This is a genomic window from Paenibacillus sp. FSL R5-0749 (assembly GCF_038595085.1).
GTDB lineage: Bacteria > Bacillota > Bacilli > Paenibacillales > Paenibacillaceae > Paenibacillus.
On record NZ_CP152005.1, the window covers coordinates 1,738,946 to 1,755,400 of the forward strand.

General features: G+C 45.2%; 14 protein-coding genes and 1 pseudogene. 14 read left to right on the plus strand and 1 reads right to left on the minus strand.

Annotation, left to right across the window (positions count from 1 at the left end):
- Window positions 1-245 precede the first annotated feature (245 nt).
- Complete coding sequence (locus tag MKY85_RS07645) at window positions 246-1,376, plus strand: glycosyltransferase family 2 protein (protein WP_342572250.1); 1,131 nt, start codon at window positions 246-248, stop codon at window positions 1,374-1,376.
- Between the two features lie 319 nt (window positions 1,377-1,695).
- Here MKY85_RS07645 and MKY85_RS07650 read toward each other — a convergent pair whose 3' ends face one another.
- A complete protein-coding gene (locus tag MKY85_RS07650; protein WP_342572251.1) occupies window positions 1,696-2,220 on the minus strand; it encodes a DUF5412 family protein in 525 nt (174 codons plus the stop codon).
- A gap of 335 nt (window positions 2,221-2,555) precedes the next feature.
- Here MKY85_RS07650 and recQ point away from each other — a divergent pair, with 335 nt between their 5' ends.
- The 13 genes and pseudogenes from recQ (at window position 2,556) to MKY85_RS07715 (ending at window position 16,452) form a co-directional block, all read left to right on the plus strand.
- Window positions 2,556-4,436 carry a DNA helicase RecQ gene (gene recQ, locus MKY85_RS07655; protein ID WP_339259716.1) on the plus strand — a complete coding sequence of 627 codons (1,881 nt, stop codon included), beginning with the start codon at window positions 2,556-2,558 and terminating at the stop codon, window positions 4,434-4,436.
- Window positions 4,437-4,958: 522 nt separating this feature from the next.
- Entirely contained in the window at window positions 4,959-7,001 is a 2,043-nt protein-coding gene (locus MKY85_RS07660) for a B12-binding domain-containing radical SAM protein (protein ID WP_342572252.1), read from the plus strand.
- Between the two features lie 482 nt (window positions 7,002-7,483).
- Window positions 7,484-7,567: pseudogene (locus tag MKY85_RS07665) on the plus strand (hypothetical protein); the annotation flags it as partial.
- 120 nt (window positions 7,568-7,687) lie between these two features.
- Entirely contained in the window at window positions 7,688-8,224 is a 537-nt protein-coding gene (locus MKY85_RS07670) for a tyrosine-type recombinase/integrase (protein WP_342573303.1), read from the plus strand.
- Between the two features lie 182 nt (window positions 8,225-8,406).
- Window positions 8,407-8,808, plus strand: coding sequence for a hypothetical protein (locus MKY85_RS07675; protein ID WP_342572253.1), 402 nt, complete (start codon window positions 8,407-8,409; stop codon window positions 8,806-8,808).
- Window positions 8,809-9,089: 281 nt separating this feature from the next.
- Window positions 9,090-9,686 carry a GNAT family protein gene (locus MKY85_RS07680; protein ID WP_342572254.1) on the plus strand — a complete coding sequence of 199 codons (597 nt, stop codon included), beginning with the start codon at window positions 9,090-9,092 and terminating at the stop codon, window positions 9,684-9,686.
- 216 nt (window positions 9,687-9,902) lie between these two features.
- The gene (locus MKY85_RS07685; protein WP_342572255.1) at window positions 9,903-10,508 is read left to right on the plus strand and encodes a hypothetical protein; all 606 of its coding nucleotides are present in this window, start codon (window positions 9,903-9,905) and stop codon (window positions 10,506-10,508) included.
- A gap of 366 nt (window positions 10,509-10,874) precedes the next feature.
- Window positions 10,875-11,306, plus strand: a complete 432-nt coding sequence (locus MKY85_RS07690) for a hypothetical protein (RefSeq protein ID WP_342572256.1) — start codon at window positions 10,875-10,877, stop codon at window positions 11,304-11,306.
- Window positions 11,307-11,599: 293 nt separating this feature from the next.
- A complete protein-coding gene (locus MKY85_RS07695) occupies window positions 11,600-11,842 on the plus strand; it encodes a hypothetical protein (protein ID WP_342573305.1) in 243 nt (80 codons plus the stop codon).
- Entirely contained in the window at window positions 11,843-12,220 is a 378-nt protein-coding gene (locus tag MKY85_RS07700; RefSeq protein WP_342572257.1) for a retropepsin-like aspartic protease, read from the plus strand.
- 265 nt (window positions 12,221-12,485) lie between these two features.
- Complete coding sequence (locus MKY85_RS07705) at window positions 12,486-13,610, plus strand: GntR family transcriptional regulator (RefSeq protein WP_342572258.1); 1,125 nt, start codon at window positions 12,486-12,488, stop codon at window positions 13,608-13,610.
- 530 nt (window positions 13,611-14,140) lie between these two features.
- Window positions 14,141-15,442, plus strand: coding sequence for an ABC transporter substrate-binding protein (locus tag MKY85_RS07710; RefSeq protein ID WP_339259722.1), 1,302 nt, complete (start codon window positions 14,141-14,143; stop codon window positions 15,440-15,442).
- Between the two features lie 74 nt (window positions 15,443-15,516).
- A complete protein-coding gene (locus tag MKY85_RS07715; protein WP_339259724.1) occupies window positions 15,517-16,452 on the plus strand; it encodes a sugar ABC transporter permease in 936 nt (311 codons plus the stop codon).
- The last annotated feature ends 3 nt before the right edge of the window (window positions 16,453-16,455 follow it).

Genomic DNA, 16,455 nt, shown 5'->3' on the forward strand with positions numbered 1-16,455 from the left:
GCATGCCTAAAACGCAAGGATAGCGCGCCTCAGATTCGTTAGTTTTTCCAAGTGGCTGAAATACAACTAATAGCGTTACCTCGGTTCGTTAGCCATAGTGAAAATGATGTCGATGTATTCTTTATTGGACTTTGAGATTTGAGGGAATGAGAGTGCTAGTACTTTGTTTGAAGTAACTAGTCAATGAAAGAGCAAAGCCGTCATGACATTTCGCAATACGCGTCTGACAGGAAGGGGCTCAAAACGTGATCACCATCAGTCTATGCATGATTGTGAAGAACGAGGAACGCATGCTAGCGCGCTGTCTCGACTCGGTTGCTGGCATCGCTGACGAGATCGTCATTGTGGATACCGGTTCATCAGATCGCACGATGGACATTGCTGCGCAGTACACCAACCAGGTCTACACGTATGAATGGAAGGAAGACTTTGCAGCAGCGCGGAATGAGTCATTCGCCAAGGCCACGCAGGAGTATATCCTGTGGCTGGATGCGGACGATGTGCTGCTGCCCGCGGAACGGGCGAAGCTGGAGGTGTTGAAGCAGCAGCTTCCGTCTGAGGGGGAAGCGGCGGCTGTGATCTTGAACTACACGCTGGCCGAGGGGCCGGAGGGGAGTCCGCTTGTGACGGACCGACGCCTTCGCCTGGTCAAGCGGGATGCCGGGTGCCGCTGGCATGGCCGGCTGCACGAGCAGCTTAGCTTCCCGCGGGGCGAGGTCATTACGGCAGATATTGCCGTCACGCATCGCCGCGAAGCGGGACATCATTCGGCGCGAAACGTGCGCATTCTGCGCAAATGGATCGCCGAAGAGGGCGTAGCCCAAGGTCGCCTGCTGTTCTATTATGCAGGCGAATGTTATGACCGCCAGCAGTATGCGGCGGCGGCACGCGGGTACGCGAAGCTGCTGGAACAGCCAAGCGGTTACCGCGAGGATCGCCTGATTGCCTGCGCGAGGCTGGCGGAATGTTATGAACGACTGGGCGAGACGGGCCGCAAGCTTGGGGCATTGCTGCAATCGTTCCAGTATGATCTGCCGCATGCCGATTTCTGTTGCGCCATTGCTGCCTGTTTCCATGAACGGCATGAACCCGTCTCGGCGATCTACTGGTATATGCAGGCAGTCGATGTGAGCAGCCGCGATCCGGGTCTGCGCCCGGTACCTATCGCCTGTCGCACCTGGTTGCCGCATGCCCGGCTCTCCCTTTGTTATGCCCATCTGGGCAACTGGGAGCAGGCATTGATGCATAACACCAAAGCCCGTGAGTATTTGCCCAACGATCCAGGGCTGCTTGCCAATCGGCAGAAACTCGAAGTAGTGGTGCGCAAAGAGATGAAGGAACGGGAAGAACGTGGTGCAGAGTCACCTCGTAAGTAGGGAGATGAATTGGGACTTGATGAGGACAGAAGCGTTTGAAGCGGGGAGAAGGAAATAAGGAAAATAGATTGAAGCATAATTGAAAGAGCAGAAGCAGAATAGATGTGATAGATAAATTATAATGCTGCCATATGTTTTAAGTCCGATAGATACGAATTGTTAATGAACAAAAGAAGCCCCGCTTAACCGAAAGAGTCGGTGAGTGGGGCTTTTTACGCTTCTCGTTCATCGTGGAACTTCTGATGTGGGATGCAGTGAGTATTATGCGTCAAGATGAGAGCCGAGTATCAGGACGTCATTTTAGCTGCTAAGCTATTTTTTACTTTTCCGGTACCAGGCAGTGCACATATTGGTCCTTCATCCGTAAGCTTTTGCACGCCCAGCCCCATCCATCATATATTTCGTCATCGATATTGAGGGTAATGGTCTCATCCGTGTATTCATTCCAGTTTTCAATCCGGAGTGTGTTTTCACTTTCCCATTCAAGATGGTTATTCCCGTGGTGCTCGGCACGATAGATCGTTTTTACCGTGGAGTCCTCAGGGGCATTTGTCTTCTTCACATCGACCCAGATCGTAACGCCGCCTGCCGCACCACCGTAAGGTACACCATAAATCTCGGCAGTATATTCACCGTTCCGTGAAGGCATGGAATAACTCAGATCTCCCAGCTCGGAACGGTCAAATGTGGAGAAGTATGGACGGAGCCAGAAATACAGGAATACGGCAACGAACAGTACAAGAATTAATAATGATAATGTGCTGAATATCGGATGTCTACGTATCCACGACTTTGATGGTGATTTGTTTGAAGAATTAATCACATGAGGATGTTGTTGTTTCATAATAAATTACTCTCCTTTGTAGGGGGGGGTTAGGAACAATTAGTAAATGGAAATGGAAATGTAGATATGCCAAGGTTCTCTCTTTAAGCTATTTGTTAATTGATGGTAACACATTATGTTATTGATTAAAGCAGGTTCGAGCATTTTACAGTAAAACGCGGTTGCTCATTCGGGGCTAGGCCGTTAAACTAAAGGGAGCGGCGTTTGCTTGACGGACAAGTCATGAGAACGCCATTTTGTTGTCAAGGATGCGGTATATGAGCCGCTTTCGGATGTCAGAATCGGATCGGACCAAGCTGGTGGAAGAACACCGGTGATAAGTAAGGAGTCTTTACATGAGTGTGCAAACACCAACTATTGAAGAAGCGCAGGGTCTCCTGCAAAAATATTATGGCTACCCCGACTTCCGTGAGGGACAGAAAAAGATTGTAGCCAGCCTGCTCGAACGTGAAGATACGCTCGGCATTATGCCAACCGGGGGCGGTAAGTCGATCTGTTATCAGATCCCCGCTCTGTTATATTCGGGTCTGACGCTTGTTGTCTCCCCGTTGATCTCATTAATGAAGGACCAGGTCGATGCGTTGACGACCGCCGGAATTGCTGCCGCGTATATTAATAGTACACTTAGCGGCAAAGAAGTGAATGATCGCATCCGCGCGGCGCAGCGCGGTGAGCTGAAGTTGCTCTATGTCGCGCCTGAGCGACTGGAGCTGGATTGGTTCCGCGAGGAGATGGGCTATTTGCCTATCTCGTGCGTTGCTGTGGATGAGGCCCACTGTGTGTCTCAGTGGGGACATGATTTTCGGACAAGCTACCTGGCGGTAGCGCCGTTTGTGGACAGTTTGCCGGAGCGGCCGGTGGTTGCGGCCTTCACGGCAACAGCGACGCCCGAGGTCATGGGCGATATTCTGCGGCTGCTGCGTTTGCAGGACCCGCAGACGTATGTGACCGGACTTGGGCGGGATAATCTGGCGTTTAGCGTGCTTCGCGGCGAGAGCAAGAAGGACTTTGTCCTGAATTATGCGCGCGAGCATGCCAGCGAGCCTGGAATTGTATATGCCGCCACCCGTAAGGACGTGGATGATCTGCATCAGCGTTTGTTGCAGGCGGGATTGCCAGCTGGACGCTACCATGCCGGCATGACGGACGATGAACGGGCCCAGAGCCAGGAAGCTTTTTTGTACGATGATATCCGAGTGATGGTGGCAACGAATGCGTTCGGGATGGGGATTGATAAATCGAACGTGCGTTACGTAATTCATAACAGCATGCCGAAGAACATGGAGGCATATGTACAGGAAGCCGGACGTGCAGGCCGGGACGGAGAGCCCAGTCAGTGTATTCTGCTATTTGGGGCACAGGACATTATCACCCAGAAGTTCCTGATTGAGCAGAATCCGATGGAGGGCGACCGCAAACAGAACGATTACCGGAAGCTGCAACAGATGGTGGATTACTGTTACACGACGCGTTGTCTGCGCAGTGCGCAGCTGGATTATTTCGGTGAGGTGCATGACGATACACCTTGCGGCATTTGCAGTTCCTGTACGGACGACCGCGAGCTGGTAGATATGACGATTGATGCACAGAAAATATTCAGCTGCATTCACCGCATGCGTGAACGGTATGGTGTATCGCTGGTCGCTTCGGTGCTCAAAGGCTCCCGTGCCAAAAAGGTGCTCGATTACGGCTTCGATTCCCTGCCAACCTACGGTGTGATGGGAAATCGCACAGAGCGCGAGATATCGGAGATCATCAACGTGATGGTATCGGAAGGATATCTGATGCTGTCCGAGGGGCAGTATCCGGTCGTTCGTTTGCAACCACTTGCGGTGGAAGTGCTGAAGGGTCAACGTGAGGTGATGCAGCGTGTCGTGCGCAAGACAGCGGCGGCGGCTTCGGGTACAAACTATGGTGGACGTCGTGGACGCGATGCGATGCCATCTGCGGTTAACGAGACGGTATTTGAACAACTTCGTCTGATCCGTCGTGATCTGGCGGCGAAAGAGCATGTGCCGTCGTACATTATCTTCAATGACGCGACCCTGCGCGAGATGAGTGTGGTATGTCCACAGACGGAACGTGACATGCTGGATATCAAAGGGGTCGGTGAAGTCAAGTATCGCAAGTACGGACTGCCGTTCCTGGAGTTTTTCCAGAAGCAATCGGGCGAAGAAGTGGATACGGATGATGATGCATTTTACGAGTTTGAGTAGTATGCGAAGGTATAATCAGATATGAGCAAGTTGGGATGAAGTGTGAATTGTGGTTACATTCGCGCTTTCAGGTCTTTGAGGCTCATGTGCGTAAAGCTTAAAGAATTGTAGAGATGCTATATGTCTATTCAGAGGATATCTTCAAACCTGTCGAAAGCCGGAGCGCAATTAAGTTTGAAATGGAATTGGACTAGAGTGTGTCTCTGTATTGTGGACAAATTAAGGTGAATTGTCTTTCAAAGGGTGGACATTGGCGTTAGGGATGTCTGAAAGTAGCATGTACAATATGTGGTTTTATTTATTTGGTTGCGCACTGTATGTTGTGTTTTTGGTTTGGCGGGGTGTATATGTCTTTTTGAAAAGAGTGTCCACTCTTTGAAAGACAAAAGTAGAAAATGTCCATGAGACATGGAATGGCTAGTTCAAATAGGTTTGCATGAACAGCATCCGGGGCAGGATGGCTGTGCAGCTTTACTTTTACCAAAAAATATGGTCTGGGTGTCCAGGCAAAGGTTGTGAACCATGAAGGTTATTCTTTCTACATTAAATGCAAAGTACATCCATACCTCCTTGGCCTTGCGTTGTCTGAAGGCGTACAGTGAGAAGGATTTTGATATTGACCTGGCGGAGTATACGATCAAAGATCCAGTCATGAACATTGTGTCCGATCTGTACCAGCGCGGCGCGGACGTGATTGGGTTCTCGTGTTACATCTGGAATATCGAAGAGACGATCAAGGTCATTGATAATCTAAAAAAGGTTATGCCTGACGTGAAAATTTTGCTGGGCGGGCCGGAAGTGTCCTACGACACGGAATATTGGATGAACCGAATTCCCAATGTCGATTTCATCGTGATGGGTGAAGGGGAAGAGACGCTGCATCAGCTGTTGACGGAGCTGGAAGGAAGTAAGAAGTTCCACTTTGTGTATGGACTGGCGTATCGCAAAGGGGAAGAGGTCATTCTCATGCCAGGTCGGCCGAAAGCGGATCTGAACGATCTGCCGTCACCGCACCGATTTGAAGAGGATATTCCCGACCTCGGGAAACGTGTGGTTTATTTTGAGACCAGCCGGGGCTGTCCGTTCAGTTGTCAGTTCTGTCTGTCCAGTATTGAGGTCGGCGTGCGGTATTACGATATTGAGCGGACGAAGTCGGATATTCTGTACCTGATTGAGAAGGGTGCGAAGCTGATCAAGTTTGTGGATCGGACGTTTAACATCAAGCGGGATTATGCACTCGAAATGTTCAAATTCCTGATTGAGAATCATCAGGGGACGGTGTTCCAGTTTGAAATTACGGCGGACATTATGCGTCCCGAGGTACTGGATTATCTGGCAGAGAATGCGCCGCCGGGCACATTCCGCTTCGAAATCGGGGTTCAATCCACGAATGATCCGACGAATGAACTGGTGAAACGTCGCCAGAACTTTACCAAGCTGAGCCGGACCGTCAACAAAGTCAAAGCCAGTGGAAAAATCGACCAGCATCTGGATCTCATCGCCGGACTGCCGGAGGAAGATTACAATACGTTCCGCAAGACGTTTAACGATGTATTTGCCCTGGGGCCGGAAGAACTGCAACTTGGATTCTTAAAAATGCTGCGTGGTACGGGCCTGCGTCTGGATGCGGAGAAGTATAACTATACGTATATGGATCACGCGCCGTATGAGATTTTGGGTAGTGATGTGTTGCCGTTTAGCGACATCGTACGCCTGAAGCGGCTGGAGGATGTATTGGAGAAATACTGGAACGCACATCGGATGGACCATACGCTGAAGTATCTGATGGAGCAGGAGTTCAACTCGCCGTTTGATTTCTTCCAGGCGTTCGGGGATTACTGGGAAGGTCAGGGTTGGCAGAAGATTGGGCACCAACTGGAAGATCTGTTTACTCGTCTGCACAGCTTCCTGGAGTCGCGAAACACGCCGCATATGGAAGTCGTGCTTGGCCTGATGAAGCTGGACTATTTCCTTGGCCACAAATATAAACCACGCAAAATCTGGTGGGAAGATCCGCTCCAGAAAGACCAGTGGGCGGGTTATATGAAAACGTTGGCTGAACGTCCGGAAGACGTTCGTCTGCCACGTGTTGCTGGCGCCGCAGGCACGGCATGGCTGGAAAGCAGCGGCACGGGTGCGAGTGCCGCTGTGGGAAGTTCGGCCGCTGCCGGAGAAGACTTTGCCGCAGATGCGGCGGGTGTGATCGGCAGCGATGCCGGGGGTGCAGCGTCGCTCCCTGCGGGCGACGCAACAGGGTCCGCCGCGGATGGAGCGGCGGACGGGGAAGACGGCAACGCTTCGCGTGCGTTGCCGATGACCTCGGCCATGACCGCACAGACGGTCATGGGTGCCCGTGCTTTCGCCGACCTTGGTCTCGGCGAAAAGGAACTGCAGAAGCACACCGTACTGGATGTGCTTCCGTTCCGGCTTGAGCGTGTGCTAGCTGGCGCCAGCCCGCTTACCGCGAAAGGCCGGACGCTGCTGGTCGTTGTGTACCAGCAGCACGAAGGGCAGCAGGCGCAGTATTACACGCTGCCGCTGGGAGAAGAAGCCGCTGCCATGTAGGTTCAGCGACCATATTTCCGAAAGCATCGGAAGATCACTAGATTCCCTTACGGGATGAAGATGATCTTCCTTTTTTATTTTTTTAATTTTATAGAACTCATAAATCCAATTAAGCTGAAGGGAGAGTTTTTATGAAAGATAAAGCAGAAAACACCATCATTTTAACCAAAAGTTCTGATATACGTTGTATGTGCAAATTCCGTATAATACGGTGTATATCCAGCGCATTCGTCAGGTAACAGGAAGAAGGTGGGAGCCTGACACGAAACGTTGGGTCATCCCCTATTCAGACACATCTCTTCAGGAGTTTACAAAGCACTTTGATGCGCGAGATGTAGAGATTTCCCCGGAGCTGTGGGTGGAGAGTGATATATTGAGAAAATGGAAGTTACATGGAGAGAAAACACAATGGAGAAGAGATGAGTTGCAACAAGCTCTAAAATTGAGAGGGTAAAGCATACTGTAATCAGATTGAACGATTTGTGACCAGTCTTCCTCAGATCGATACAGAAATTCATGCATCTCATGTCCAGACATATTGTTTGAGATTGCTTGAGCGAGGAGTCTCCCATTCTAGTGTAAATCAGACGATTAGTGCGATCCGATTCTATTGTAAACATGTGTTACTTCATCCTGCCGAGTTTCAATATATACGTCCTAAAAAACAAAATAAGTTGCCCAATGTCATGTCCGAAAAAGAAGTCACCCAATTGCTGAAAACTGTGACTAATCTCAAACACAAAAAAATTCTTTATCTAACCTATTCGGCAGGGCTTCGTGTCGGCGAAATCGTTCGTCTACGCTGTAGTGATCTGGACATTGAGCGTCAGACCATTATCGTAAGGCAGGGAAAAGGTCAAAAGGATCGAAGAACTCTTCTCTCCCATCTTGCTTGGGAGATTGTACAGAAGTACATCGCCGAATATAAAATCGATCGTTGGTTGTTTCCGGGACAGTCTTCAGATCGACATCTTACGGAGCGCAGTGTACAAAAGGTTTTTGAAGAAGCTAGACAAAGAGCGGGTATTGTAAAAAAATGCAGCATTCATGCTTTGCGGCACTCTTTCGCTACACATTTGCTGGAAAATGGAACAGACCTGCGCTATATTCAGGAGCTTCTTGGTCATACGAGTGCACAAACAACACAACGATATACGCATGTGAGCACGAAAAATATTCAGCGTATTCAGAGTCCACTGGATCGTATGGACATGGGAGATTGAGTATCTCAAATCTCTCCCTTTTTCACCAAATTTTTCTTCGCATATATCGCCTCATAGGTTATCATATACGTAGTTCAGATATTACTTTGGAAGTGTGGTATTTACGAAGTACATAAATTAGATGTTATGGGAAATTCGGGAAAGCCATATAAATTCAATACTGAAGAAGGGAGAGAACCTCAATGCAACACCAATTAATGAATACTGAATTAGGTGTAATTTCAGGTCGTGATGCAATCTTCTTAGATAAGCTAAATTTTACATCTACTTCTGAGGCGGAATTGATCCGAGAAATTAATGCAAGACTTTGTTCACAAGTAAATCATGAAAATTACATTCCATATAAATTCATTGTAAAAGGAATTTACTACTTCAATATGGTGGATCTAGACATAAGTTATTCAAATATATTAAGAGACGTTAATGTCCATTCAAGTTTGATAGAAGTAGTTGATTCAAACCTATTGGCAACAATAAAAGAAGTTAGAGGACTTGATCTTAGACATATAATTATATGTACGTATGATGAGATTTTTGAGATTGCATGTAAAGAACTTGAAATGAAATTCTACAATAATGATTAGAAACTGTAAGTGTCTCAGGAAGTCCCGAACATCCCATAACACCATATTCACGCATCGGGCATACGCCCTCGGTCCGGCAGGAGTTAGGAGTGGATTCGGGGAAGTATCACAGTAGCATAGAAGTCAAGTCAGCCGGACACATCCGCACCGACTAACCGCATCGCGGCCGGACCCTGGCGGGTCCTTAAGTCGGTGGGACGTCGTGAATACAATAACGTTATCGGAAATCATTGCAAACAATATTTGTATTAGGGAAAACGAAAATTGAGGAGGGTCAAACGATGGAGGATAATTCAATGAAAATAGATTATAGTCAATACTTTTGGCAGGATGATAAAGTCAGATTACGTGCAATACATTCAGCAGATTGGAAAGGAGATTATATTAGTAATTTTGATACTCCTGCACGTCGTCTTCTAGAATGTTCGACAGAATTGCCGCCTACTATTGCGGGTTCAAAGAAATTTGCAGAGGAAAATGCTGATTTTTCCTCAACAAATAGAAGAATCATGTTTACCCTTGAGACCTTAGAAGGCGAAAGCATAGGAGGTATCAATCTTAATAGTATTGATGAAAGAAATGGTACGTTCAGTATCGGAATAGTAATCGATAAAGAATATCGTGGTATGAGTTATGGTACAAGAGCGATGAAGATTCTGTTAAGGTACGCATTTCTGGAACGAAGGCTTAATAAATTCAATGACTATGTTCTTGAGGGAAATGAAGCATCTGCAAAGATGATGGAGAATCTCGGATGTATTCAGGAAGGCGTACGGAGACAGGTTGTCTATATCAATGGCAAATTTATGGACTTCATTTTGTATGGATTAACGAAAGACGAATTTGTTGAAAAGCATAGAGAAGAGTTAAACCTCTAGAACTGACTTCCACCGGACAAATGTGAGTTAAAACGAGGAAGGCATTGACATCCGATAACAATATATTCACGCAGCGGCTCCTAACGGAGCCTTGGTCTGCTGGATGCATTTCGAGGAGGGATTCCAGCAGACAACCCCTTCGGGGTTCGTGAATACAGGAACGTTAGCTGAAATTCCTGGAATGAATATTAAGAGATTAAGTAGGAGGAGTTCAGGGTGTCTTATATAAAACCAGTAATCCGAGAACCTTATTACGATAAACCTATATGGATTGAGAATGAAGTGACTCGGAAGGAGTTCACATTTTTATCCTCGAATAGTAGTGAGGCTGAAGTTGAATTGTTTTTATTACATTTATTTGGCTACAACAGGATTGATGTATCGAAGCCTTTTAAAGAATCTTTTAAAGAGCTATTTGAGGAAGATGAAGTAGCGATACTAGGCGGGGTTGCTTTTATACAGGATGATGAGACATTTATCTTGCCTAGCTGCTGTTGTGGGCTAGAAGAAATTCAATCAATAGAACATTCAATTCAAGCTAAACAAAGTCCATGGCTTGGGCATGACCCATCGCCTGGAATTCAGTATTTTGATGATTACGCCTTAGTATGGTCAGATGATCCGGAAATTCTTAAGGAAGAACTATTAAGCATTAAAATTACCAACAATGAACTGGTAGAATGCCTTAAGAAATGCAAAAAGGACTTATTAGGATTTATAGAAGAACCATTATATAAATGGATTAAGGAAAGAGATGTAGAAATAGCGAATCGAATGAAGACAAAGATGCTTCAATGGTTTTTAAAAGACGAGTATTTATGATTGCATTTCAGGAAGACAGGAACTTCAGCTAACATTATATCCACGCTTCGGAGCCTGGCGGCTCCTCGGTCCGCGAGATGTGAATGGCAACGGGAAGATTCAGCGGACACATCCGCGCCGACTAACCGCATTGAGTCCGCCCCTTGCGGGGCTTAAGTCGGTGGGACGTCGTGGATACAGTAACGTTAGCTGAAATTAATGAAGAAACATTATAACCTTTACTAAATTCCAGAAAGGATAAACATGTATAAGTTAATAACTTTATTGATTTTAGTAGTTCTGTTGGGCTGTTCGGATAATACGCGAAGGAGCTCCGAACAAAATGATGTAATAAATGATCGTACTTTGAATGAGGAGCTTAATGAAATGTATTCCTATAAAGCTATTACTGAAGAAGATGAAACATTAGGATCCTCAAAATTTCTGGATATAGGCATTATTGCGGGTGAAGAAAGTGCGAAGTTTAGAGGATCGCTTCTTACTTTGTTTGGTGAACCGTTATATAAGTCAGATAATGCTGAAGATGCTTACTATTATTTAATAGAAGTAAGCGATGATACGAGTAAGTGGTACTTTACTGTTTATGAAGGTCCTTCAGGACCTGCAATTGGTTATGATGAAAAGGAAAATCAAACAAACGCAAGGGAAGCCTGCAAAGCTTTGCTAGAGAAAATTAAAGGAACCACACCTGCTGATTTTAATGAAGTCATATATTACGAAGACTTTGACTCGAAAATTACATATGGATGTAAGAATGGAGAATGTTTTTATAAGGAGGAAAACGAAGAAGGTCGTTAGAACTCGAAGGCATATTTCATGGGAGTCATTAACTCCAGCTAACATAATATTCACGCTTCGGGCCATTCGGCCCTCGTTCCGGCAGAAGATAAATGAGGAATCGAAGAAGAAATTGGCAGCAGCAGAAAAGCGAAATCAGTCGGACACATCCACACCAGCTAACCGCATCGCGGCCGCCTTTCGGGCTTAAGGTAGTGAGACGTCATGAATACAGGAATGTTAGGTGAAATTCCAGTGAGAGTTATAGGCATGAGATGGTATAATATAACCATCAAATTAGAGGAGGGACAATGATGAAATGGCAAGAAGTTCAACAAATCTTTCCGAATCAATTCGTCAAATTCGAAGTTCTTCATTCTGAAGAAACCGACAATCAAGAGATCATTGATGATGTGGCTGTGATTGGCCCGATCAGTGATGAAGAAGCGACTCGTGAATTATTGAACAGTAGAGACAAGACTTTGGTTTATCATACTTCCAAAGATCAAATCGTTCTGAAAGTAAGGAAAAATATAGGATTAAGGAGAAATCTTTAAATGAATATTGAATATAGAGATGGACTGTTATTTACGGAAATAACAGTCCATTTTAATAAGCAAAAGAAAGTGATATCGAACATTGTGATCGATACAGGAGCCAGTCACAGCTTGATTTCACAGGATGAAGTAGATGAGATTGGGATACAAGTGAGTATGGACGATGAAATCATAACCAGCTACGGGATTGGAGGTAAAGAGCATTCCTTCAGTAAGCGAATCGAGGAAATACAGGTAGGGGATTTTATTTTAAAGGATGTATACATAGATTTTACTTCATTTAAATATCACAACATTAACGGACTTTTGGGACTCGATATACTGACGGAAGTAGAATTTGCTATTGATCTAAAGGAATTTAAATTACTTCGTTCATAAGAGATAAAAGACGTATTGAATCTGAATCTATGAGAACTTTTACACTAGAAAGGAAGCCTGTACAATCATCAAGCCTCTAGGAGGCATTCGACCTTCTTCAAGGAAATTCACCACCATCATATCCACAAGATAAACCGGAATGAGCTGTAGACTAAGGGCCTGTTATTCCGTGCTACAGAAGTTCGTCGGTATTCTCAGTAACTTTGCGAATTACTTCTTGTGTAATATACTTAGTATATTAATATTATGATGTCAGGGTGGTTTTGTGGAATTGCATTTATACGAGCAGATATATAGCTATATTGTACAAGAGATTAAAGAAGGTCGTTTAAAAGAAGGTGACCGGGTCTCTTCTGAAAAAGAGTTGGCTGAAAAATTTGGCGTCAGTCGTATTACATCTAAAAAGGCTCTGGAGAAATTGTCAGATTCTGGGGTTATTAAACGAATACAAGGAAAAGGTTCATATGTGGCCGATGGTATCATTGGAGGACAAGAACCGAAGCATTATTCAGAGGTAAGAACAACTTTGGTTCCTGAGGACGATAAGCGGGTGATCGGGTTTATTATACCGAATTTTTCTGACGAGTTTGGCCTGGAACTTCTTAGATCGATGGAAAAGCGGAGTGCTGAGCATAATTATCAACTCGTTATCAAGCGAACTTGCGGAGATCGGGATGAGGAAAAACGTGCGATCGACTTATTTATTGGTTTAGGCATCAAAGGATTAATCGTGACCCCCATTCATGGTCAACACTATAATTCTGAACTGCTCCGACTTGTATTAGATCGGTTTCCAATTGTTTTGGCCGATAGATATCTAAAAGGAATTCCGGTTTGTTCGGTATATACAGACAATAAGAAAGCAGCCATGGATCTTACGCGTCATCTGATTAGCAAAGGTCATAAAAAAATTGCCTTTTTATCTCCGCCGGAAGAGAACACTTCAACATTGGAGGAAAGGCTGCTCGGATATACGTTTGCCTTCACCCAGGAAGGAATGAATTTGAACAAAGATTATGTATTGACGAACTTGAAGGGCACCCTTCCCAAGAACATAAATGGAACAGCGATTGAAAATGATAAAGAAACAGTAAAGCATTTTTTGAAAAAACACCCTGATGTAAAGGCATTTGTCGCATCGGAATTTCTAATAGCTACCATGCTGGCTCAAGTCATCCACTCGATGGGGAAATCTCTGGAGGAATTCGAGATCGTTTGTTTCGACTCCCTGAACGATCACTTGGGTCAACCCATCTTCACTCATATTAAGCAGGATGAGAAGCAGATGGGTGAATTGGCAGTGGACATGTTAATCTCTCAACTGCATGGAACAGCAGTTCCCGAGCTGAACATTATTAACCATCGTATGGTTGTGAAAAATAACGGATAGGGTTTATTCAAGTGCATTTAAACCAAAGCAAGGATATTGTTCAAAGTGTCGAGAAGTCCCGATGGGCTTTTCGGCACTTTTTTTGATATCAGACATATCAAACTTCCAAGCAGGGACCTTCCTGACCTGATATCGCAAGAAAAACCTCGTTTTGACGCAGTCTGTCTTCTATGAAGTATGTGGATAGGCGTTTTTCTTATGGTTAAGCATGTCTCACATTAGGGAATTGGTTAGGGGACCGGAGGTTAACCAACCTTGAAACGTCGCTCTCTACATCTAAATTATAGCCATACATCATGAATAGTGATGTCGTAATATTGCAATTGACATGTTTTATAATGTCATATTAATATACTTAGTATAACTAGTGGGCTCCTATAACAAATTCACGGTGTTCATCATTTTCTGATTTTATAGTTCATATCACCAGAGTTGTTAGCGCTTACATAAGTTGTGGATGATCAGAAAATGAAGTGGATTCTATAGGAATTCAAGTTAAACGAATTCATTTAACTTAAGGGGGACTTTGAATGAGGAGATCCAAAAGATTCGCATTTCCAATTCTTGTTTGCTTTCTGGTTATGTTACTGCTTGTAACGGCTTGTTCAACGAAGGGAGGCTCTGGTGATCAGGCCGGAGAGGGGATTACAACGGTTACGATGTGGCATGGTCTTACCTCCATTGATTTAGATAATATGAATAAAGTCGTGAAGGCATTTGAAGAGAAAAACCCTACGATCAAAATGAATTTGGTTTATACAGAATCTAACGAGGGATCCGACCAGAAGCTGCTGACTGCAGTCGCAGGCGGCAATCCTCCTGACGTTGCACTTTTCGATCGATTTAAGGTCGGTACTTGGGCTGCGCAAGGTTCTCTGACTGACTTATCCTCGATGGCAGCAGAATCCGGAATACGTAAGGAAATGTATTATCCATTTGCATGGGAGGAGTCCAGTTATCAAGGAAAGCTTTATGCAATGCCGATGGATACGGACTCTCGCCTGCTATTTTACAATAAGGATCATTTCACAGAAGTAGGGTTGGATCCCAACAAACCACCACAAACGATCGCCGAGCTTGAAGCGGCCGCCGATAAGTTAACCATCAAGGAAGGTAAACGTTTCAAACGGATCGGGTTCATCCCATGGTATTCGCAAGGCTGGCTGTATACTTGGGGATGGGCATTTGGAGGAGAATTCCAGGACGCTGCCACCGGCAAAATTACCGCAAATGATCCTAAAGTCGTGGAAGCATTACAATGGATGACCGACTTCGGTAAAAAATACAATGTCGAGGATATTGCCGGATTCACAAGTGCAGCGGGTACGGAGGAAATGGATCCGTTCATTTCCGGTCAAGTCAGCATGAAGATAAGTGGAAACTTTACGGTGAAGGGTATCGAAAAATTTAAGCCGGATTTAAACTACGGTGTTGCACCCATACCGACCCCAACAGGTACTAATTTTACGACATGGTCGGGAGGCGGGTCCGCTATTATCCCTAAAGGCGCCAAGAACGTTGCTGCTGCTTGGGAATTCCTCGAATTCTTAGGGAAAGAAGAGGGGCAAACGTTATTAAACGCTGACTCTCAAATTTCCGTTATTGATTCGGTTAACGACAAATACGGTTACAAAGACGATCCGATTATGAAGGAATTTATTAATATTTTGCCCAATTCACACAACCGCCCAGTTATTCCTGAAGGACAACTGCTGTGGAATGAGTTAGCTTCCGCTACGGAAAAGGCTACCCGCGGTAACGGTACTCCGAAAGAGAACCTGGATAGAGTAACAGAGACGGTTAATAAGGCTTTAGAAAAATACGACAAATAGAGTGCTCGGTAGGCAAGGGGAGCGAACTCTCTCTCCTTGCCTATTCATGAATGACAATTGGAAGGAGAATGTACATGGCGAAACTGGCCGATCCAGTTCAAGTAAAAGCAATTCCATCGGCAAGGAAACGAGCACTCCACAGAACTAACGCGATTGGGTGGCTATTTGCTTCACCTTGGGCTATAGGGCTGCTATGCTTTTATGCAATTCCCATGCTAATGTCCATCTACTTCAGCTTCACTACTTACAGCATTCTGCAGCCTGGTGAATTTGTCGGAATGAATAATTATAGAGATCTTTTTCATGATCCTCTGTTTTGGAAATCCATATACAACACGATTTATTTTACGGTATTTTTTGTTCCATTAAGTATATTTTTCGGTGTGGCACTCGCTATGATGTTGAATATGAAGGTTAAGGGTATGGCTGTATTCAGAACGATCTTTTTCTTACCTACTCTCGTGCCACAAGTAGCTCTGGCTGTTCTGTGGATGTGGCTGTTACATCCAAACTTCGGATTGGTGAACGGGATATTAGCGAATATAGGTATCGATGGACCCGCTTGGCTTGGTGGTGAGTCATGGTCCAAGCCCTCTCTCATTCTGATGTCGCTTTGGGGTATTGGGCAAGCGGTCGTTATCTACCTTGCTGGATTAGGAGACATTCCTGAGGAGTACTATGAAGCGGCGCAAATCGATGGAGCTAACTGGTTTCAGAAAACGAGAAAGGTAACCCTGCCTTTGCTCACTCCCGTTATTTTCTACAACCTTGTCATGGGAATGATTGGTGCATTCCAACAGTTTACTCTTCCCTATACGTTGACCAAAGGGCAAGGAACTCCTGCAAATTCCATGACTTTTTACGTCATGTATTTATATGAGAACGGATTCAGGTATTTCAAAATGGGTTATGCCTCCGCAATGGCCTGGATCTTATTTATTATCGTTATGGCATTAACCGGAATTATTTTTATTACTTCTAAACGCTGGGTTCATTATCAGGGGAAATAAGGA